The 19690-nt window shown below is 47.2% G+C and carries 15 protein-coding genes; 12 read left to right on the top strand and 3 right to left on the bottom strand.

Features of this window, described 5'->3' with window-relative positions; all coding sequences use genetic code 11:
* Positions 1-90: 90 nt before the first annotated feature.
* The 3 genes from B5X72_RS13395 to rsgA form a co-directional block, all read right to left on the bottom strand.
* On the bottom strand, positions 91-2082 hold the full coding sequence (locus tag B5X72_RS13395; protein WP_079717422.1) for a putative porin: 1992 nt from the start codon (positions 2080-2082) through the stop codon (positions 91-93).
* A complete protein-coding gene (locus tag B5X72_RS13390; RefSeq protein WP_079717421.1) occupies positions 2079-2897 on the bottom strand; it encodes a purine-nucleoside phosphorylase in 819 nt (272 codons plus the stop codon). The genes B5X72_RS13395 and B5X72_RS13390 overlap by 4 nt, the downstream gene beginning before the upstream one ends.
* Positions 2898-2983: 86 nt before the next feature.
* Positions 2984-3904 carry a ribosome small subunit-dependent GTPase A gene (gene rsgA / locus B5X72_RS13385; RefSeq protein ID WP_079717420.1) on the bottom strand — a complete coding sequence of 307 codons (921 nt, stop codon included), beginning with the start codon at positions 3902-3904 and terminating at the stop codon, positions 2984-2986.
* A 191-nt stretch (positions 3905-4095) separates the two neighbouring features.
* Between rsgA and polA the strand changes: the two genes are divergently transcribed.
* The 12 genes from polA to B5X72_RS13320 all read left to right on the top strand — a co-directional run bounded on the left by polA (position 4096) and on the right by B5X72_RS13320 (position 19630).
* Positions 4096-6897: a DNA polymerase I gene (gene polA, locus B5X72_RS13380; protein ID WP_079717419.1), complete on the top strand. Its 2802-nt coding sequence runs from the start codon at positions 4096-4098 to the stop codon at positions 6895-6897.
* Positions 6898-6926: 29 nt separating this feature from the next.
* A complete protein-coding gene (locus tag B5X72_RS13375) occupies positions 6927-8051 on the top strand; it encodes a toxin-antitoxin system YwqK family antitoxin (protein WP_079717418.1) in 1125 nt (374 codons plus the stop codon).
* Positions 8052-8119: 68 nt separating this feature from the next.
* Positions 8120-8779: a phosphatidylserine decarboxylase family protein gene (locus B5X72_RS13370; protein WP_079717417.1), complete on the top strand. Its 660-nt coding sequence runs from the start codon at positions 8120-8122 to the stop codon at positions 8777-8779.
* 15 nt (positions 8780-8794) lie between these two features.
* Positions 8795-9832: a sensor histidine kinase gene (locus B5X72_RS13365; protein ID WP_079717416.1), complete on the top strand. Its 1038-nt coding sequence runs from the start codon at positions 8795-8797 to the stop codon at positions 9830-9832.
* Between the two features lie 85 nt (positions 9833-9917).
* Positions 9918-10565, top strand: a complete 648-nt coding sequence (locus B5X72_RS13360; RefSeq protein ID WP_079717415.1) for a DUF47 domain-containing protein — start codon at positions 9918-9920, stop codon at positions 10563-10565.
* Positions 10566-10586: 21 nt separating this feature from the next.
* A complete protein-coding gene (locus tag B5X72_RS13355; protein WP_079717414.1) occupies positions 10587-11597 on the top strand; it encodes an inorganic phosphate transporter in 1011 nt (336 codons plus the stop codon).
* 412 nt (positions 11598-12009) lie between these two features.
* On the top strand, positions 12010-13398 hold the full coding sequence (locus tag B5X72_RS13350) for an OmpA family protein (protein ID WP_079717413.1): 1389 nt from the start codon (positions 12010-12012) through the stop codon (positions 13396-13398).
* A 137-nt stretch (positions 13399-13535) separates the two neighbouring features.
* Entirely contained in the window at positions 13536-13721 is a 186-nt protein-coding gene (locus B5X72_RS13345) for a CsbD family protein (RefSeq protein WP_079717412.1), read from the top strand.
* A gap of 70 nt (positions 13722-13791) precedes the next feature.
* Complete coding sequence (surE, locus tag B5X72_RS13340) at positions 13792-14568, top strand: 5'/3'-nucleotidase SurE (protein ID WP_079717411.1); 777 nt, start codon at positions 13792-13794, stop codon at positions 14566-14568.
* A gap of 277 nt (positions 14569-14845) precedes the next feature.
* Complete coding sequence (locus B5X72_RS13330) at positions 14846-15727, top strand: menaquinone biosynthesis family protein (RefSeq protein WP_079717409.1); 882 nt, start codon at positions 14846-14848, stop codon at positions 15725-15727.
* A gap of 148 nt (positions 15728-15875) precedes the next feature.
* Entirely contained in the window at positions 15876-19166 is a 3291-nt protein-coding gene (secA, locus tag B5X72_RS13325; RefSeq protein WP_079717408.1) for a preprotein translocase subunit SecA, read from the top strand.
* 23 nt (positions 19167-19189) lie between these two features.
* Positions 19190-19630, top strand: a complete 441-nt coding sequence (locus B5X72_RS13320) for an SPOR domain-containing protein (RefSeq protein WP_079717500.1) — start codon at positions 19190-19192, stop codon at positions 19628-19630.
* Positions 19631-19690: the final 60 nt, after the last annotated feature.

Genomic DNA, 19690 nt, shown 5'->3' with positions numbered 1-19690 from the left:
ATAATTGACGTAGCGGTATATAGGACGAGCTGCCGTCATGACGACTTCAGCGCCGAATAGGCTGCGACAGGTAGACAGCCCCGGACAGCATTAGTCATAGAACTTCCAGGAGATACCTACCCGTAGGTTCGCGTTATTCATCGGATATCTCCGTACGGTGTAATAACCAGCCGGCCACACAAACTGGTTGATGAAATTATAGCTGAGAAATAAATTTGCTCGTTTGAGTGTAGCGGTCGCCCAAACATCCATGATGGGGTAGGTGGAAAATTCGATGCCCGCATTGTCGTTATAAAATTGCCCGATATTGATGGCGTAAGACGGCGTGCGAAAGGGAGTGTTGAAACGGACGTCAAAACCTAAGTTAAAATCGACAATTTTGTAGAGCAACCCATTGTAATAAAGACTATGCCAAGTGTACAATTCGGGAATGGCTAAAACCGCATTGTAATCCGATTGCTGATACACCACATAATTATCCAAATGGAATTTACCGAGTCGAAAATTCTGGCCGACGGTGACTTTCAATAAGTTGATGTTGTTGCCAAGCTGGGCAGGCTCAATCACGCGAAGTAATCGTGCGTCCATGGGTGGCGGATTGTCTATTTCTCTAAAATAAAGGTGGTTGGCGATTAAAAAATATTCAGCTTTTCCAGAAAACCCAAGTGATGGGTTTTCATAGGCAAATGAAAAGTTGGTGGTTTTTATTTTTTCGAAATCATGTTCCCATTGATGGTAGGTGTAGTTGACTCGTTGGAACGTCCATTCGGGAGATTTATTTTGGATATAAGCGCCCAATACAACCCGCCCGATAGCATTGCTCAGCAGGATGTCAGCCTTGGCTTCATAAAGGTAATCACCAAAATTTGCTCCCTGTACAATCTGGTTTAGGTCGCCCGTGATGCTCACCCGGTCGCTGAACCGGTACCCCACCCCTGCCTTCAACATGCTGTTTTGCAGAAAAGTGCTGTAGCCCCTGTCTTGGTACCAATGCATATCGTGTTGGTACCCCAAATCAAGTTTCACTTCGTTTTTGATAAATGCCAAGGATTTGCCTCTAAGGTAAAAGCTGTAACCAAAGTCATTGGTAATCGTGGTGACTTTGGTGGTATCCTGCGTTAAGACGTTGTCCCCGAAAGGAAACGCATTGTTCACATCTTCCTCGTTTTTATAAAACTGGAAATTCCGGAAACGCACGTTTAAGCTGTGCGACATCCGGTTGGTAGGCAGGATTTGTTGTTCCGGCTTTCCTGCATTTATCGTATCCAACCGCCCTAAAAAGAGACTTTGCCGAAGAAAAAAGCTGTTGTCGCGCCATGTGTGCCGTGGGCGTTCGTCACCCGTACCCCGCAACCGGGTGGATTCTGAATCGCTGGGGCCCCGATCGCTGTCCCTGAATAACGTGTCGTTGAGCACGGAGCCATTTTCTGTAGAGGTAAGCCGGTTGAATACCACGTTGGTCAATAGGTTATACCGGTGGTCTGAAGACTCATACCAAGCAAACAGTGCAGATTTGATGTCATTATATCGTTGATTAATATAGTAGCCGTCTGCCCTTGCCGCGTGAAATTCTCCTCCGATATTTAGCCGTGGGGTAATGTTCTGGGTGACTTTTGCCCGGAGAATCTGGTCGTCAAAGAAGAAGCCCACATTATAGAGTTCTGAGAAAGGGGCTCGTGCGCGGTAATACTTAATCGAATCAGGCTGGTATAGAAATCGGTCCAAGCTATGATATCCCGGTTGAAATCCGATAGTTTTGTTGGGTACAAAAAGCAGGTCGCGGGTGGCCAATCCGTAACTGCCCAAGTGGATACTGGGATTTCTCGGTTGGTTCTGCGGATTGTAATACTGGAAGTTTTTATGCAGGGTATCTATCTGATAGGTAAATGTGCCCTGTTTCATCATGGCCAAGGTTGTATAGCGGATATACCTTGCGCTATAGATGACAGTATCTGCTTTGCTGTCCTCTGCAGCTCTTGCTGAGTCCAATGCGCTACTGAACTCTTCCTCTTGAGCGTGCACCACCGGCAGGAAAGATACGGAGCATATCGTGAGCAGCAAAATACGCAGAAGAGCCTTCATTGCTGCAAAGCTACCAATTCTTTCAATATTAATGTCATCTTGGGTTCTGCTGTAGAAGCTACTTTTACAATTTCGGCCAATGACACCGGTTGAAGATCTTCGTGGAAGCCTTCGTCGGTGACGACAGAGACCGCAAAGACGGGCAATGCCATGTGGTTGGCTACGATGACTTCGGGTACCGTGCTCATCCCTACGACATCACCGCCGATGGCGCGCATATAGCGGTATTCGGCGCGTGTTTCTAAATTAGGTCCCGGAGTGGAAACGTAAACCGCTCGGTGAGCTGTAATGCCATGCTGCTTAGCTATTTCTAAGCCTTCCTGAATCATCGTGACATCATAGGGTCGGCTCATGTCTGGAAAACGGGGGCCAAGTCTATGGTCGTTGGCACCTCTTAGCGGGTTATCGGGCAATAAACTAATGTGGTCATCGATAATGGCTAAATCGCCCTTCCGGATATTCGGGTTAAGGGAGCCGGCAGCATTAGACACAAACAGCTTTTGAATGCCGAGCGCTTTCAAGACCCGCACGGGAAATGTTATCTGCTGCATATTGTAGCCCTCATAATAATGGAGGCGTCCTTGCATGGCGACGACACGGCGTCCGTTGAGCACGCCAAAGATGAGCTTGCCGGTGTGAAACTCCACGGTAGAAATCGGGAAATTGGGGATGTTGGCATACATCAATTGATAGGCAATGGTGACTTCGTCCGCCAGTTTTCCGAGCCCGGTGCCGAGGATGATACCAAATTCCGGCGTAAAATCGCCAATGCGATGCTTGATGAACGCTGTGGTTTCTTCAATCAGGTGGTACATGGTGATGACTTATTGGTCAAACTTCTGTTTTTTCGGGGAAAGATGCAAGGTTTTCCATGCAAAGTGTTTCGACATCTCGGACGGTCCTATGCGCGCGTGTCGTTGCCATGATAGATGCTCAAATAACTATCATAACGGCTTGGCGCAATGTCGCCCGCTTCGAGCGCCAGCAACACCGCACACCCGGGTTCGTTGATGTGGCGGCAATTGTTGAAGCGGCAGCCGTTCATTCGTTCCCGCATCTCGGGGAAAAAGTGGCTCAACTCCTGTTGTTCAATATCGATGATGCCAAGCTCGCGGATGCCGGGGGTGTCGATAAGTCGGCCTCCAAATGGAAGCATAATCATTTCTGCGAAAGTGGTGGTATGCCGGCCTTTGTCTGACCAGTCTGATATATCGGCCGTGCGCAGCGCCGCTTGGGGATAGATCGCATTGATGAGCGTTGATTTTCCTACACCGGAATGGCCGGAAACTAATGTTGTTTTGTCTTGGAACAGCTGTTTGATTATGTTAATGTTGGTCCCGTTGCGCGCGGAGACCTCGTAGCATGGATAACCGATGTGTCTATATATCGACTGATATTCGTTTAGAACATGCATTCCTTCCTCGCTGAACAGATCGAGTTTGTTGAATATCAGTCCCGCCGGGATATCATAAGCTTCGGCGGTAACAAGGAAACGGTCGATAAACCCCAATGAAGTGAAGGGCGAAGCTAACGTGACTACTAAAAAAGCTTGGTCCAGGTTGGCAGCGATAATCTGTGCCTGTTTTGATAAGTTTACTGATTTCCGGATAATGTAATTGCGTCGGTCATGTAGGCGAACGATGATGGCTGTATACGGCTCGGCCTCGGGCGCGATATCCACCCAATCGCCTACGGCGATGGGATTCGTGGTCTTGATGTCCTTGGTTCTGAATTTTCCTTTGATGCGGCACCGGTACAAGTTGCCGTCATCAGCAAGGACCTCATACCAACTCCCGGTTGATTTGGTAACGAGGCCTTTCATCCCAGTGTGAAGTTAAGTCCTAAGGTGCATACCGTCATTGGCACAAAAGTCGGAAAAAAAACCACAATATCGCTATCTTTGTAACCACACCGATGCGCTTTTGTGTGAAGTGGGTGAATTGACGCTAACCATCATGGTAGGTTGCGGTGGCTTACGGTACGCTTCATCACCAATGCGAACAAATAAATCAGATGAAAAAACTGTTTCTTTTAGACGGAATGGCCTTGATCTACAGGGCGTATTTTGCATTGAGTAAGACCCCAAGGATTACGTCTACAGGATTTAATACTTCGGCTATATTTGGATTTGCCAATACCTTACTGGAACTGTTGCGCACGCAGCAGCCGACGCATATCGCCGTCGTCTTTGACACCATGGCGCCCACGAACAGGCATGCTGAATTTGAGTTGTATAAAGCAAATAGGCAAGCAATCCCGGAAGATTTAGCAGCGGCAATCCCTTTTGTTTTTAGGTTGGTGGAAGGCTTTAATATGCCCATCATCACGCTTGACGGCTATGAGGCCGACGATATTATCGGTACACTTGCAAAACAAGCCGAAGGAAGAGGCTATACGGTCTATTGCATGACGCCGGATAAGGACTTTGGCCAACTGGTATCTGATAACATTTTTATTTATAAGCCTGCACGGTTGGGGAATGGGGCGGAGGTATTAGGAGTGAACGAGATCCTCGAAAAATGGGGGGTAACTGACGTCAAGCAAGTAATCGATATTCTGGGGCTTTGGGGGGATTCGGTAGACAATATCCCCGGTATACCGGGAATCGGTGAAAAGACAGCGAAAGATCTTATTAAGCGGTTTGGTTCGATGGAAAACCTGTTGGCAAACACCGACCAGCTCAAGGGAAAGCAACGAGAAAACTTGGAGACGTTTGCTGAACAAGGATTGATCTCAAAAAAGCTGGCGACCATTCAATTGGACGTCCCCATTGAACTGGATGAATCCAGTCTTGAAATTCGCGAGCCGAACAGAGAAGCGCTGGAACCATTGTTTGCCGAGCTGGAGTTTCGTACCCTGGGCAAGCGTGTTTTTGGCGAAGCGTTTAATGTATTGGATGTAAAATCTACCGCAGGTACCCAGATGGATTTGTTTGGCAATGCCGCGGAGGGCAGTGGCGACTTATCCGTTGCTACAGCGGAGTATGTGCCGCCACCTGCAGGGCGGAGCGTACACAATACGCCCCACGAATACATACTTGCGGATACAGCGACGTTGCAACAGGAACTGGCTTCTTTGCTATCGCAACAGCGGTTCTTTTGCTTCGACACGGAGACTACGGGCACCGACGCCAATACGGCTGATTTGGTAGGCTTTTCGTTTGCTGTCGAACCTGGCAAAGCGTGGTATGTGCCCACACCCGCGGATCGGGATGGCTGTATGCGTATCCTGGAATTTTTTAAACCGGTATTCGAGCATGAAGCCATCGACAAAATTGGGCAGAATATTAAGTTCGACATCCTGCTATTGGCGCGCTATGGCATAACCGTTCGGGGTGTGCTTTTCGATACCATGCTTGCCCATTACCTCCTTGATCCGGATACCCGCCATGGTATGGATGTGCTGGCCGAAAATTACCTCGGCTATACCCCTATTCCGATTACTGACTTAATCGGGCCAAAGGGTAAAAATCAAGGCAATATGCAGGACGTTGATATGGAAACCATCAAAGAGTATGCAGCGGAAGATGCGGATATCACCTTGCAGCTGAAGGCTGTATTCGAGCCGCTTTTGGAGGAGGCGGAAGCCATGAAACTGGCCAAGGAAGTCGAGTTTCCGTTAATCTACGTGCTTGCCGAGATGGAGCAATGTGGCGTCAATATTGACATGCCGGTACTTCGCCAGCTGTCGACCTCCCTGGCAACGGATATCGCCGAGATTGAAAAGACTATTTATCAAAAGGCGGGGGTACGGTTTAACATTGCATCGCCTAAGCAGTTGGGTGAGGTGCTCTTTGAAAAGCTTCAACTTGATCCAAAAGCCAAAAAGACAAAAACAGGACAGTATAAAACCGGAGAGGATGTGCTGCTGGCACTCGCTCCTAAAAGTGATATCGTAAAGGATATTCTGGAATTTAGGCAATTGCAGAAGCTCAAGTCGACTTATGTGGATGCTTTGCCTATGCTGATCAACCCGATAACGGGTCGCGTGCATACGTCTTACAACCAGGCGGTGGCAGCTACGGGCAGACTCAGCTCGACCAACCCCAACTTGCAGAATATTCCCATTCGGACAGAACGTGGCCGCGAAGTGCGGAAAGCGTTTATTCCAAGGGATGAAAACCATGTGATTCTGTCTGCTGACTATTCCCAAATCGAACTGCGTTTGGTAGCCCACATGAGCGGCGACGAAGGCATGCTTGATGCATTTGCCAAGGGGCTGGATGTGCATCGTGCCACGGCGGCAAAGGTGTATGGTGTGCCGTTGGAGGAGGTAACCGCTGAGCAGCGCCGGAATGCCAAAGCGGTTAATTTTGGTATTATCTATGGTCAATCTGCATTCGGGCTTTCACAAAACCTGGGCATACCACGTTCGGAAGCCGCCCAAATCATCGAGCAGTATTTTGCCCAGTATCCGGGTATAAAAAAATACATGAATGATACGATCAACTTTGCCAAGGAAAACGGCTATGTCGAAACGCTGCTCAGGCGGCGGCGTTACCTGCGGGACATCAACTCGGCCAACCAAACCGTGCGAGGGTTTGCTGAGCGAAATGCCATTAATGCGCCGATTCAAGGTTCGGCAGCGGATATGATTAAGGTGGCGATGATTGGCATTCACCAGGCCATCAAACGGCAGGGGCTGCAAGGGAAGATGACCATGCAGGTGCACGACGAGTTGGTGTTTGACGTGCCAAAAAGCGAAGTCCCCGTGTTCAAGGAGCTAGTAGAAGAGCATATGAAAAATGCATTGACCATGTCCGTGCCCATCGTGGTAGAATTGGGCGTGGGAAGTAACTGGCTTGAAGCACATTGATAAATGTATTATTAAATAGTCGACGAAAAATGATGGGGTTGTTGCTGATAAGTCTGATGGGATTGGCTTCGCCGTCGGCACTGGCCGAGGGCTTGGATACGGTATCGGCGCAACCCGTATACTATGAAAAGGCCCCCGGTGGCAAGACCCGTTTTTTCTACGATGAATATTATTTTCTGGCGGATAAAGACTGTCAATTCAAGGCGATAGAACGTGTTGCTGCCTATGATTTTGAAAAGCAGGTGTTCGTAGGCGAGTTTGCCGATTTCAATAATTGGGGGAGGGCTATCTTACGTGGAAATTACCGTAATGGCAAGAAGGATGGGCCGTTCAAGGCCTATCATCCCAACGGGCAGTTGAAATGGGAGGTTTCTTATGTGCAAGATACGCCGCAGGGCATGTGGAAATACTATTACCCGGACGGTAAGCCGTTATTGGAGGTGGAATACCAGGAAAATAACATGTTCATCCGTAATTTTTGGGATCAACGCGGCCGGCAACGTGTTATCGATGGAAATGGACGATATGATTTCGCCGTAGAGGCAGATGGCTACAATCCCTACGGATATGTACGGTACCTCCGCCGGGGAAAAGTCGTGGACGGGCGCCCTGATGGTGTCTGGGCGATAACCTACTTGTTTGCCGATGCAAATAAGGAGCCGGCTGGCCACGAAGTCTATCAAAAGGGCAGGTTTGTGAGGGGATACGAGGCTTATGAAGACGATGAATTTTTCAATGCTCCCAAATATGGCGTATTGCCGGTATCCTTTTTTCCGCGTGCGGAAGCGATGATTGGAAAGCGTTGTACCATTGACGAGTATAGCGGTTTTACGAATTACTTAATTGAGCACTTGGGAGAATGGTTTGATGGCGAATTGGACGAATTGCCCGACCCATTGACGGTCGAATATACAATTTTTGTACGCAGAAATGGCGAGCCGGGAAAAATCGAAGCAAAAACGACCTTTCCGCAAAAGCGATATGCCGATTTGTTGCTGATGGGGCTTAATTGGGTCGGATATTGGTTTCCTTCCTACGCCGATGGTGATTATATCGACGATAACCTTACCGTCACGATGGATGTGTTTCCGGACACGGCTGAACGTAAACTGCGATTTTATAACATCACGATTGAACGTGAAAAAGGGATATGATTGGGGAATGGTGGAATTACTTGCACATGAGCGCAAGTTTATCTAAGTTTGCCTATTAAACTTGACGCATGACCATTCATAAGGAAGGATATACCAGCATCGCAATCGTTGTCTTGGTCATTTTTGTGGCCAATGCTTTGGTTCATTATTTTATCGCAGATAATACAGTTGTCGTTTGGGCGGTGTACGTCCTGTCTTTCCTATTGCTGATCACGATCTTGCAATTTTTTAGAAGCCCTAAAAGGCGTATCAAAACTGATGAAAACCTGATCCTGTGTCCCGCAGACGGAAAAGTAGTCGTCATTGAGGAAACGGAAGAATCCGAATATTTCTGCGACAGGCGCCTACAGGTGTCTATTTTTATGTCGCCCGTCAATGTGCACGTCAACCGTAATCCGGTCAGTGGCATAGTGAGTTTCTTCCGTTATCACCCCGGAAAGTACCTGGTGGCTTGGCATCCAAAATCATCGACGCTTAATGAGCGGACCAGTATTGCCGTACGTACAAGCTCGGGACGAGAAGTGCTCTTCCGTCAAATAGCCGGCGCGATGGCGCGGCGTATCGTATGGTATGTACAGGAAGGTGCCGAGGTAAAGCAAGGAGAGGAATTTGGGTTTATTAAATTTGGTTCAAGGGTAGACGTCTTTTTGCCGTTGGGTACCCAGGTAGATGTGAAAATCGGAGATAAAGTCTCCGGCGGGCTCACCGTGTTAGGGCGTTTTGCATAGTGATGTATTGTTGTCATGAGATTTATCCTACTTGTCTTTATTAACGCATTTGCGGTGGGGTTGTCCATTGCCTGTGTGAATTTTTATTTTCAGCACAGCTGGCAGCATTTTTTTATCACACTCGTCATCTCCTTCGCCCTTAGCTTTTTGGCATTTTACTACCTTTTTCAACGGTATATTTATAATAAAATAAAACTGATATATAAGCTCATTCATAACCTCAAATTGGGGAAGGACCTGAAAGAGGCACTCGGCGAGAAGCTGAGTGACGATCCCATCAATGATGTGGAGCAGCAGGTGAGGGATTGGGCAAAAGAAAAGAAGAAGGAAATCGATACCCTGAAAGAGCAGGAGCGGTTCAGGCGTGAGTTTCTGGCTAATATTTCGCACGAGTTCAAAACTCCTCTTTTTGCTATCCAGGGTTACATCGATGCGTTGCAAGACGGCATGATGCTGGAAGACCCCGAACTGGGGACGCAGTTTTTGATGAAGGCATCGCAGAATCTTGATAGACTGACGTTCCTGATTAAGGATTTGGATGAGATTTCGAAGCTCGAAAGTGGCCAGATACCGATTAATTATGAACGGTTTGATTTGACAACGTTAGTAAAAGAAGTATTGGAATCGATGGAGGATAAGGCTGTTGCCCACGATATATCCCTCGTATTCAAGGAAAAGTATCAGCATCCTATGATGGTAAAGGCCGACAGGGAGAAAATAAGGCAGGTACTTGTCAACCTCATTGATAATTCATTCAAGTATGGGAAAGCCAAAGGGCAGACCAATGTCCGGATTTATGAGCTTTTTGAAACGGTGCTGGTGGAGGTGACCGATGACGGAATTGGTATCGAGGAAAAGAATTTGCCGCGGGTTTTTGAACGGTTTTATCGGACAGACAAAAGTCGGTCGCGTAAAATCGGGGGGTCGGGATTAGGCCTTTCCATTGTGAAGCATATCATCGAGGCACACCAACAAACCATCAATGTGCGTAGTACGGAAGGTTTAGGAACCACCTTTGCCTTTACGTTAGAAAAAGTAAAGACCGCAATGTAGTGTAGCCGGGGGTTAATGTAGAATCGCTTGTTAATTAACATTAACTTAACATTAACATTATATTTTTGCAGAAATATTTTGTTTTATGTCGCTCAATAGCATATTCCAATATTTTGTCCCCAAAGACAAGAAGTTCTTTCCTTTATTCGAACAGGCTAGCAGCAACCTTATCGATATGGCGAAGTTGCTTAAAGAATTGGTTAATCTCTCAGATGCCAGTAAACGGAAAGAACTTACCCGGAAAATTGAAGATCTGGAGCACCGCGGCGACGATATTTCCCACCAAATACACTTGGAATTGGGGAAGAACTTCATTACCCCGTTTGATCGTGAAGATATCCATACATTGACCAGTTCGTTGGATGATGTGGCGGATTTTATCCATGGCGCGTCCAACCGGATCGAATTATATAAAGTTGAAAAAATCACGGAGCCCATCATTGAAATGGCCGATTTGATTTTGGAAGCAACAGAAGATGTCGCCAAAGCAATACATGAGTTGCGCAATCTGAAAAATATCCGGAATATCACAGATTCCTGTGTGCGTATCAATAGTATTGAAAATAAAGCAGACTATATTTTTGATAAAGCCGTAGGCGAACTGTTTGAATTTGAAAGGGACGCTATTGCGCTCATTAAATATAAAGAGGTATTGTCGGCGATGGAAACTGCTACAGATAAATGCGAGGATGTAGCCAACGTATTGGAAAGCATTCTAGTAAAGAACGCCTAACCTTAGTAATTCGAAGCGTATATGGTCACCACCCTATTGGTTATTGTCGTCATCCTCGCCATTGCATTTGATTATATCAATGGTTTTCATGATGCGGCCAATTCCATTGCAACAATTGTTTCTACCAAGGTGCTCTCCCCTTTCCAGGCCGTGCTTTGGGCCGCGGCCTTCAATTTTGCGGCCTATTTTTATTTTACGGATCACAAAGTCGCCAATACGATAGCCAAAACGGTGCTGGAAGAGTACATTACGTTGGAAGTTATTTTCGCGGGGCTGGTGGCTGCAATCGGATGGAATTTATTTACCTGGTATTATGGTGTGCCCTCCAGTTCTTCCCATACACTGATCGGTGGTTTTGCGGGTGCAGGAATGGCGCACGCCTTTATTCTTGGCGACAGCGCTGTAGGCGCCATTAATTTGGGGCCGACTTTACAGATTATCTCATTCATTGCACTTGCTCCGCTGATAGGGATGTTTATCGCCGTGGTCATCACGCTGCTGATCATCAATATTTCGAAACGCGCCAAGCCGTCTGTTGCCGAATGGTGGTTTAGAAAACTTCAGCTGGTATCTTCCGCAGCATTGAGCTTTGCACATGGCGGCAATGATGCGCAGAAGGTCATGGGCATTATTTTCGTGGCCATGGTGGCCGGCGGGTATCTGCAATCGGGCGATCCCATGCCCGAATGGATACCGCTTACCTGCTATTCGGCGATTGCTTTAGGTACCATGAGCGGTGGCTGGAAAATTGTCAAGACCATGGGTACCAAAATTACCAAGGTAAACGCGTTGGAAGGGGTGGGCGCGGAGACCGCCGCAGCGGTAACGCTGGGCATCACCGAGCATTTCGGTATTCCGGTATCTACGACGCATACGATTACGGGATCCATCATTGGCGTGGGCGTCGTCAAACGGGTCTCAGCCGTCAGGTGGGGCGTCACCATAAGCCTGTTGTGGGCATGGATACTGACGATTCCCGTGTCGGCTATTTTAGCGGGGATCACCTATGCTATCATCCATTATCTGTTTTAGCATTGACCGACAAAGGTGTTTCAGAATAAACTTTGTTTTTTTTAGGAAACAATGCGATTTATTGATAGATTTACATCGTTTTTTGCTGACTGACCATTATTGAGGACATGCTGGAGGGTAAACGGTAAGTGAAGTTGAAGGGCATTCCGAAGCTTTTCACGCAAGAAACGATGCAGCTGGAGGGATGGATTCGGTTTCAACAAAGCCAAGTAGCCTATTTAAATAGCTGTGTAATAGCTAAATAAGTTCTTTTATTAATACGTTTGGACGCTTTATTAGGCCGTTTTTTTTATAAAATCACAAAAATGGGAAAAACTGGAATAGTATTTGCAAATATTGCGTGAATCAAACTATTGGTTATTTTTGCGAAAAATTAGACAATTAAAAATTTTTAACCTTAAAAAAACAGAGTATGAATTATTCTACAATCAAAACGGCGGTTGCTTGCTCGCTCGTTGCGGCCTTAGGGTTTGCTGAGACAGCACAGGCACAAGAGCCGACTGTATTTGGAGGAAGATCCCAATACAGAACGTGGACAATTGGTGTTAATGGTGGTTTTACAACCCCATCAGTAATTATCGGTGGTTCTAATTCTTTTGGAAAAGAGTTAGGCTTTTTTGAATATAAGCTACGTGAATACTATGGCATTACCCTCCGTAAGCAGTTTTCGAGCTGGTTTGGATTGGAAGGTGCTGTAAACCGTGGCCGTATTTTTGCGCATAATGAAGGTGGTGCCAAGACTTACTACAACCCATCTTGGCCAGGAGTAGATCCAGCTGGGTATGAGTCTGCTGAGACTTCGGTACAATATTCTGCCAGCATTAACGGTGTATTCCAATTTGCAACTATCGATTTCTTGAGAAGAGAAAATGCGGTTAACTTCTATGCCAGCGTTGGTCTCGGTATGTTGGCCTACAACCCAGTAGGTTATACCGATGCAGACGGTTCTACAGGCGCTTGGGATAACAAAGGTAACTGGGGTCAAGAACGTGATGGCGGAGCAGAGTTGACAGGTGACAAAGATTTCAAGAGAGCGACCAACATCCCTGTTGGCGTGGGCATGAAATTTAAATTGTCTGATCGGGTAGCCTTAAATTTGGGCTATACCATGAACTTTGTTGACGACAAGACCTTGTACGGACCGGTAAATGGCCGTGCTACGAACGACAAATTCTCGTACACTTATGCTGGTTTGGAATTCTCTTTGGGTTCTTCTTCAAAACCGGATTTGACTTGGCACAACCCTGTATCTACACTGTATGACGAGTTGAAAGATCCTTCGTTGCGTAACGAGCTTGAAGCGTTGAAACAACGGGTTTCTACCTTGGAAGGCCTTGTTGACGAGTTGAGCCGCGACGAAGATGGTGACGGTGTATCTGACAAGTTTGACAAATGCCCAGGCACACCTGCAGGTACGCAGGTAGATGGCGCTGGTTGCCCGATTAAATTCCCAGAGCCCGAAGTAAAAGAGGTAACGGGTACGTATCCAAACATCCAGTTTGAATTCGACAGCTCCGTGTTGAAGACAGAGTCTTACGCTATCCTTGATCGGTTGTCTTCTGAATTGCGTGAAAGCGGTGCAACAGTAACGTTGGACGGCCACGCTTCTGCTGAAGGTTCTGAAGCTTACAACTTGAACTTGTCAAGAGACCGTGCCAACTCGGTAAAACAATACTTGGTTAACTCTGGCGTAGACGCCGCTAAAATCAACGTTCAAGCTTTCGGTGAATCAGCTCCGATTGCTTCTAACGCAACTGAAGAAGGCCGCGTGCTTAACCGTCGTGTTGAAATCAAAAAATAAGCAAGTCTTTTAAGAACTTGATAAAAAAAGCGGCTGCCGTATAGGTAGCCGCTTTTTTTTGTTATCCAACTTGTTCTTAAAACTTTTGGTGTGCGCTGTTGTTTATTAGGTAGAGTAATAATTAAAATGATACGACTATGAGCAACTTGAAGTTAAAAGGAAATTGGAATGAATTGAAAGGGAAGGCTAAACAGCAGTACGCGGACTTAACGGATGACGACTTGTTATATGAAGAAGGCCAGGAGGACGAATTGATTGGCCGTCTCCAAAAAAAGACCGGTAAGGCGCGGGATGAAGTAGTCAATTGGCTCAATAGTTTGTAAATCATTGCCAACTTTGAGGGAGGAGCGTTACGGATATTGTCCGTAACGCTTTTCTTTTTAACTTCGTCCCATGACAAAGAAAAGACCTGCTATACTCGTCGTTAATGACGACGGGATTACAGCACCCGGTATCAAGGTATTGATTGAGGAAATGCGAAAAATCGGCGACGTGACGGTGGTGGCGCCGGAAGGCCCGCAATCCGGTACCGGACATGCCATTACGATCGGCAAGCCACTGCGCATAGACCGCATATATATTTATCCCGAGGTCGTGATGTATAAATGTTCTGGCACCCCCGTAGATTGTGTCAAGCTGGCGGTGAATAAGGTGTTTAAGGGCAGAAAGCCCGATATATGTGTGTCCGGCATTAATCACGGGCTCAATAATTCCATCAATGTGCTCTATTCAGGCACCATGTCGGCAGCGGTAGAGGGTGCTATTGAGGATATCCCCTCCATCGGGTTTTCGTATGACGACTTGGAATACGACGCGGACTTTACAAGGTGCAGGCCCTACGTACGGGCGGTGACTGAGCAGGTTTTGGCCAACAAGTTGCCGAAAGGCACCTTATTGAACGTTAATTTTCCCAAAGGAAATATCAGGGGGATTAAAATTTGTAGGCAGGCCGATGCAAAGTGGGCAGAGGAATTCGAGGAACGGACAGACCCGAGCAACCGGAGCTATTATTGGCTTACAGGAGTATTCCAGCTTCGCGATCGTGGCGAAGATACTGACGTTTGGGCTTTACAGCAGGGGTATGCTTCGATTGTGCCGGTGCAATTCGATATGACTGCCCACTATGCCATACCTGAGCTCAACTCCTGGAATTTTGACGTTAGCGGCTGATGAATATATCGAAACTACAAAGGAATTCGTTTTTGTTTGGTTGTGCAATCGGGTTTTTGGCCCCGGCAATTGCATATGTATTGACCCTGTGGTTTGATTCACAGCGTATAACCATCGGCGATAGGCCAACGGCATTATATGTCATTGCAGCGTTAATTAACCTGTTACTTGTGCGTTTTTTTTATCGGAATGAGCTGGAACGAAGCGCTCGCGGCGTGATTTTGGTTACCTTTGCAGCAGCATTGTTGTTAATTATTGTCGAAAAGCTGTCGATAACATGAAACTATCTCTTGGTTTTTCTCCTTGCCCCAATGATACGTTTATCTTTGATGCACTTATCCATCATAAAATCGATACGGAAGGGCTGGAGTTTGAGGTGTTTTATGAAGATGTCGAAACGTTGAACCAGAAAGCGTTTCAGGGAGAATTGGCAGTTACTAAGCTGAGCTACCATGCGTACGCCTACGCAGTAACGCATTACGTATTGCTTGACGCGGGAAGTGCATTGGGGTTTGGCGTAGGGCCGCTGCTTATTTGCCGGCGTTCCGAGCTGGCGGAGCAGTTGTCTGCCGTTGCCGTAGGCCAACATGCCTCGTCTATCGGCCCATCACCTGCTGACGGCCTTATAGTGGGGATACCCGGGCGGTATACCACCGCTAACTTTCTGTTGGGGCTAGCTTTTCCCGGATTGAAAAATAAACGGGAGATGGTGTTTTCTGATATTGAACGGGCTTTGGTTGAGGGAAGTATTGATCTGGGACTCATTATTCATGAAAACCGTTTTACCTATCAGGATAAAGGCTTGCACAAGGTGATCGATTTGGGTGATTATTGGGAGAAAATGACGCAAGCTCCTATACCATTGGGCGGAATTGTCGTCAAACGGCAATTGCCTGATGAAGTAAAGCGCCGTATTGAACGAACTATCCGAAGGAGCGTGGAATACGCCTTTGCCAACCCAACGTCCGGCATCGATTTCATCCGTTCGCACGCGCAGGAAATGAGTGAGGATGTCATGTATAAACATATCGAATTATACGTCAATCGTTTTTCACTGACGCTCGGTACGGAAGGCCGGCTCGCTATACAGACCTTGTTTGATAAGGCCTGGGAGCTTGGTGTGGTACCTCGGCCTACCAAAGGCTTGTTTTTGCTCTAAATGCGGAGCACCCCGTACAGGCTATCTCAAATCTCCTATCCCAAATTTCAAATCTAATAACTAACTTTGCCCAATATGCCATAATGGCGGTATTGCATTTTGGTGCTATTATTGACCATTGGTATATCATACAGTAAACAATTAGCAAATGTTAACATTCTTAAGTAAAATATTTGGCAGTAAGTCAGATCGCGATATTAAACATATTCAGCCGCTGTTGACCAAGATCAAGGAGGAATATCCAAAACTTGAAAGCTTGACTCATGACGAGCTCCGGGCAAAAACCGCAGCCTTTAAGCAACGGATAAGTGATTACCTTGCTGATATTGACAAGGAAATCGCAGGACTAAAGGCAGATGCTGAGCAGGAGGGGGTAGACATGTCCCAGAAGACAGCGATTTATGACAAGGTAGACAAATTAGGCAAAGATCGCGATCAAAAGTTGGAGGAAGTTTTGATGCAGATTCTTCCGGAGGCTTTTGCCGTGGTCAAGGAAACAGCACGTCGGTTTACAGAATACACAACGTTAGAAGTGACCGCGTCAGATTTTGACCGTGAAATAGCCGCGTCGAAACCGCACGTCGAGGTTGTTGGGGATAAAGCTATCTGGAAAAATAAGTGGACTGCTGCCGGCAATGAGGTGACCTGGAACATGGTACACTACGATGTGCAGCTTATCGGCGGTATCGTACTTCACGAGGGCAAGATTGCGGAGATGGCCACGGGAGAGGGTAAAACACTGGTCGGCACACTTCCGGCCTACTTAAACGCGTTATCTGGTCAAGGGGTGCATATCGTGACGGTAAACGATTACCTCGCACGCCGTGACTCCGAGTGGAACGGCCCGCTGTTTGAATTTCATGGACTGCGGGTAGACTGCATTGATAAGCATCAACCCAATTCGCTAGCCCGGCGCAATGCGTACGCAGCAGATATCGTGTTTGGTACCAATAATGAATTCGGGTTTGATTATCTGCGCGATAACATGGCGCAGTCTCCCGAGGCGTTGGTGCAACGGAAATTGCACTTTGCCATGGTAGACGAAGTGGATTCGGTGTTGATAGACGACGCGCGTACACCGTTGATTATTTCCGGCCCGATTCCTCGGGGCGATCAGCATGAGTTTTATGAGTTGAAACCGCGTATAGAACGCTTGGTCAATACCCAGAAGGCGTTTATAAACGGGGTGTTGAATGAAGCAAAAAAGGCCATTGCCGCTGGTGATACAAGTGTAGAAGGGGGAGGGCTTGCGCTTTTACGTGCCCACCGTGGTTTGCCGAAAAACAAGGCGCTGATTAAATTCCTTAGCGAGGGCAGCAACCGGCAAGTACTTCAGAAGACAGAAAATTATTACTTGCAGGAGCAAAGCAAGAACATGCCCAAAGTGGATGCCGAACTTTACTTCATTATTGACGAAAAGAACAATCAGGTGGAGCTGACCGAGAAAGGGATCGAGCTTATCACGTCTTCGGGTGAAGATCCCAATTTCTTCATCATGCCGGATGTAGGGACTGAGGTCGCTGAGATAGAAAAGTCCGGATTAAGCCCTGAAGAAAAATTAGCCAAAAAAGAAGAGCTGATGCGCGATTTTTCGGTTAAGTCCGAACGTATCCATTCTGTCAATCAATTGCTGAAGGCTTATACCCTCTTTGAGCGGGATGATGAATACATCATTGACGAAGGCAAAGTGAAAATTGTCGATGAGCAGACAGGCCGGATTATGGAGGGGCGCCGTTATTCGGATGGCTTGCATCAGGCGATCGAGGCCAAGGAAAACGTAAAGGTAGAAGATGCGACACAAACCTACGCGACCATTACGTTACAAAATTATTTCCGGATGTATCACAAACTAGCCGGGATGACCGGTACGGCAATTACCGAGGCCGGTGAGCTTTGGCAGATCTATAAGCTGGACGTGGTGGAAATTCCGACGAATGTGCAAACGCAACGTGAAGATAGGCATGATCTCATTTATCGCACGGCGCGTGAAAAATATAATGCCGTGGCGGAGGAAATTCAACGGCTTACCCAAGAGGGCCGTCCCGTATTGGTGGGTACTACTTCAGTAGAAATTTCCGAGTTGCTGAGCCGCATGCTCAAGCTCCGGGGTATTAAGCACAATGTGCTGAATGCCAAATTGCACCAACGCGAAGCCGATATCGTCGCTGAGGCAGGGCAGGCGGGCATGGTAACAATCGCAACGAACATGGCAGGCCGGGGTACCGATATCAAGCTTGGGCCGGGCGTGAAAGAGGCTGGCGGTTTGGCAATCATCGGCACGGAGCGTCACGAGTCTCGCCGCGTAGACCGACAGTTGCGTGGACGGGCAGGACGGCAAGGCGATCCCGGCTCTTCCCAGTTTTTCGTGTCACTCGAAGATCCGTTGATGCGGTTGTTTGCATCTGAGCGTATTTCGAATATCATGGTTCGCATGGGTGTGCAAGAAGGTGAGGTGATGCAGCATAGCATGCTTACCAAATCCATTGAGCGAGCGCAGAAAAAAGTAGAAGAGAATAACTTTGGAATCCGTAAACGACTGTTGGAATATGATGACGTCATGAACTCCCAACGAACAGTCATTTATGCGAAGCGTAAAAATGCGCTGTTTGGCGAACGTTTGGATGTCGACTTGAACAACACGATTTTCGATGTGGTAGAGGATGTCGTGGCAACCTATAAGGAGTCGGGTACTTACGAAGACTTTCAGTTGGAAGTAATCCGGATTTTTTCGTTGGATCCGGAAATTGATGCAGACGAGTTTGCTCACAGCAATATCGCTGCGCTTACCGATAAACTGTTTGCCCAGGTCATCGGCTACTATCGCGAGAAAGGCGATAAGATAGCAAAGCAAACCCTGCCGGTATTAACGGATGTGTTCGCTGCCAGGGGTGGGCAAATAGAGAATATCGTCGTCCCTTTTTCGGACGGACTAAGAGGTATACAGGTGGCAACCAACCTGAAAAAAGCGGTAGAATCTGGTGGAAAAGAAGTGTTCAAGTCCTTTGAGAAAGGTGTGGTCCTTGCGTTAATAGACGAAGCTTGGAAAGAGCATCTCAGGGATATGGATGAGTTGAAGCAGTCCGTACAAAATGCCGTGTACGAGCAAAAGGATCCCATTATCATTTATAAGATGGAGGCCTTCAACCTGTTTAAGCAGATGTTGGTCAATATGAATAAAGATATTATCGGGTTCTTATTCAAAGGCGAAATTCCTAATCAGCAACCACAGGATGTCCGCGAAGCACGCCCATTACCCCGGCAGGAGGCTAAGGTGAGGACCTCGAAGCCCGAGTTGGTCGCGTCGGGCGGTGGTGCCCCCGTTGAGGATACCCGTGAGGTGCAACGTACCCAGCCGGTTCGTAATGAGCAAAAAGTTGGAAGAAATGATCCTTGTCCATGTGGTAGTGGTAAAAAATATAAAAATTGCCACGGGGCATAAGCAATATAAAAATGGGTAGGATAATGGTAAGAAGTTTTGTATTTGCCGGACTATTGGTCGTCGCCTGCTGCATGGTGGGCCGTGCACAGCAAAACGGCGATGTGGAGATTGTGGCGGATCCGTTGATCAGCCTGATGCAGCGTAATCGAAAAGGTACCAATATCACCGCTGCAACGGCCAATAGACCCCCGGTGGACAAGAAAAACGCCACGCGTACAACAGCCATGGGGTTTCGCGTTCAGATCTATTCGGGGTCTAACCGCACCGAGGCGTATGCCGAACAGGCGCGTTTCAGGAGGCTGTACAAAGACATTGATACGTATGTTACTTACGAAGAACCCAATTACCGGGTAAAGGTGGGAGATTTCAGGAGCCGTGCAGAAGCCCAGGAGCTTATGCAAGGATTACGTAAGCAATTCAACAATGTATTTATCTTTACCGAGGAGATTTATATTTATCAATAAAGGGCAACGCGAAAGATGAAACCTGCATAAATTGCCATAAGCAAAAGGATATGAGTAATT

This window comes from Parapedobacter luteus (genome assembly GCF_900168055.1).
Taxonomy (GTDB): Bacteria; Bacteroidota; Bacteroidia; order Sphingobacteriales; family Sphingobacteriaceae; genus Parapedobacter; species Parapedobacter luteus.
The sequence above is the reverse complement of the archived record's forward strand: the minus strand, read 5'-3'. Positions and strand labels throughout refer to the sequence as shown.

What these genes read in the sequence shown, in the direction of transcription:
- B5X72_RS13395 (WP_079717422.1), bottom strand. Translation starts at nt 2,082, where the DNA reads ATGAAGGCTCTTCTGCGTATTTTGCTGCTCACGATATGCTCCGTATCT.
- B5X72_RS13330 (WP_079717409.1), top strand. Translation starts at nt 14,846, where the DNA reads ATGAAACTATCTCTTGGTTTTTCTCCTTGCCCCAATGATACGTTTATC.
- rsgA (WP_079717420.1), bottom strand. Translation starts at nt 3,904, where the DNA reads ATGAAAGGCCTCGTTACCAAATCAACCGGGAGTTGGTATGAGGTCCTT.
- B5X72_RS13360 (WP_079717415.1), top strand. Translation starts at nt 9,918, where the DNA reads ATGTCGCTCAATAGCATATTCCAATATTTTGTCCCCAAAGACAAGAAG.
- B5X72_RS13365 (WP_079717416.1), top strand. Translation starts at nt 8,795, where the DNA reads ATGAGATTTATCCTACTTGTCTTTATTAACGCATTTGCGGTGGGGTTG.
- polA (WP_079717419.1), top strand. Translation starts at nt 4,096, where the DNA reads ATGAAAAAACTGTTTCTTTTAGACGGAATGGCCTTGATCTACAGGGCG.
- B5X72_RS13350 (WP_079717413.1), top strand. Translation starts at nt 12,010, where the DNA reads ATGAATTATTCTACAATCAAAACGGCGGTTGCTTGCTCGCTCGTTGCG.
- B5X72_RS13375 (WP_079717418.1), top strand. Translation starts at nt 6,927, where the DNA reads ATGATGGGGTTGTTGCTGATAAGTCTGATGGGATTGGCTTCGCCGTCG.
- B5X72_RS13320 (WP_079717500.1), top strand. Translation starts at nt 19,190, where the DNA reads ATGGTAAGAAGTTTTGTATTTGCCGGACTATTGGTCGTCGCCTGCTGC.
- B5X72_RS13355 (WP_079717414.1), top strand. Translation starts at nt 10,587, where the DNA reads ATGGTCACCACCCTATTGGTTATTGTCGTCATCCTCGCCATTGCATTT.
- surE (WP_079717411.1), top strand. Translation starts at nt 13,792, where the DNA reads ATGACAAAGAAAAGACCTGCTATACTCGTCGTTAATGACGACGGGATT.
- B5X72_RS13370 (WP_079717417.1), top strand. Translation starts at nt 8,120, where the DNA reads ATGACCATTCATAAGGAAGGATATACCAGCATCGCAATCGTTGTCTTG.
- secA (WP_079717408.1), top strand. Translation starts at nt 15,876, where the DNA reads ATGTTAACATTCTTAAGTAAAATATTTGGCAGTAAGTCAGATCGCGAT.
- B5X72_RS13390 (WP_079717421.1), bottom strand. Translation starts at nt 2,897, where the DNA reads ATGTACCACCTGATTGAAGAAACCACAGCGTTCATCAAGCATCGCATT.
- B5X72_RS13345 (WP_079717412.1), top strand. Translation starts at nt 13,536, where the DNA reads ATGAGCAACTTGAAGTTAAAAGGAAATTGGAATGAATTGAAAGGGAAG.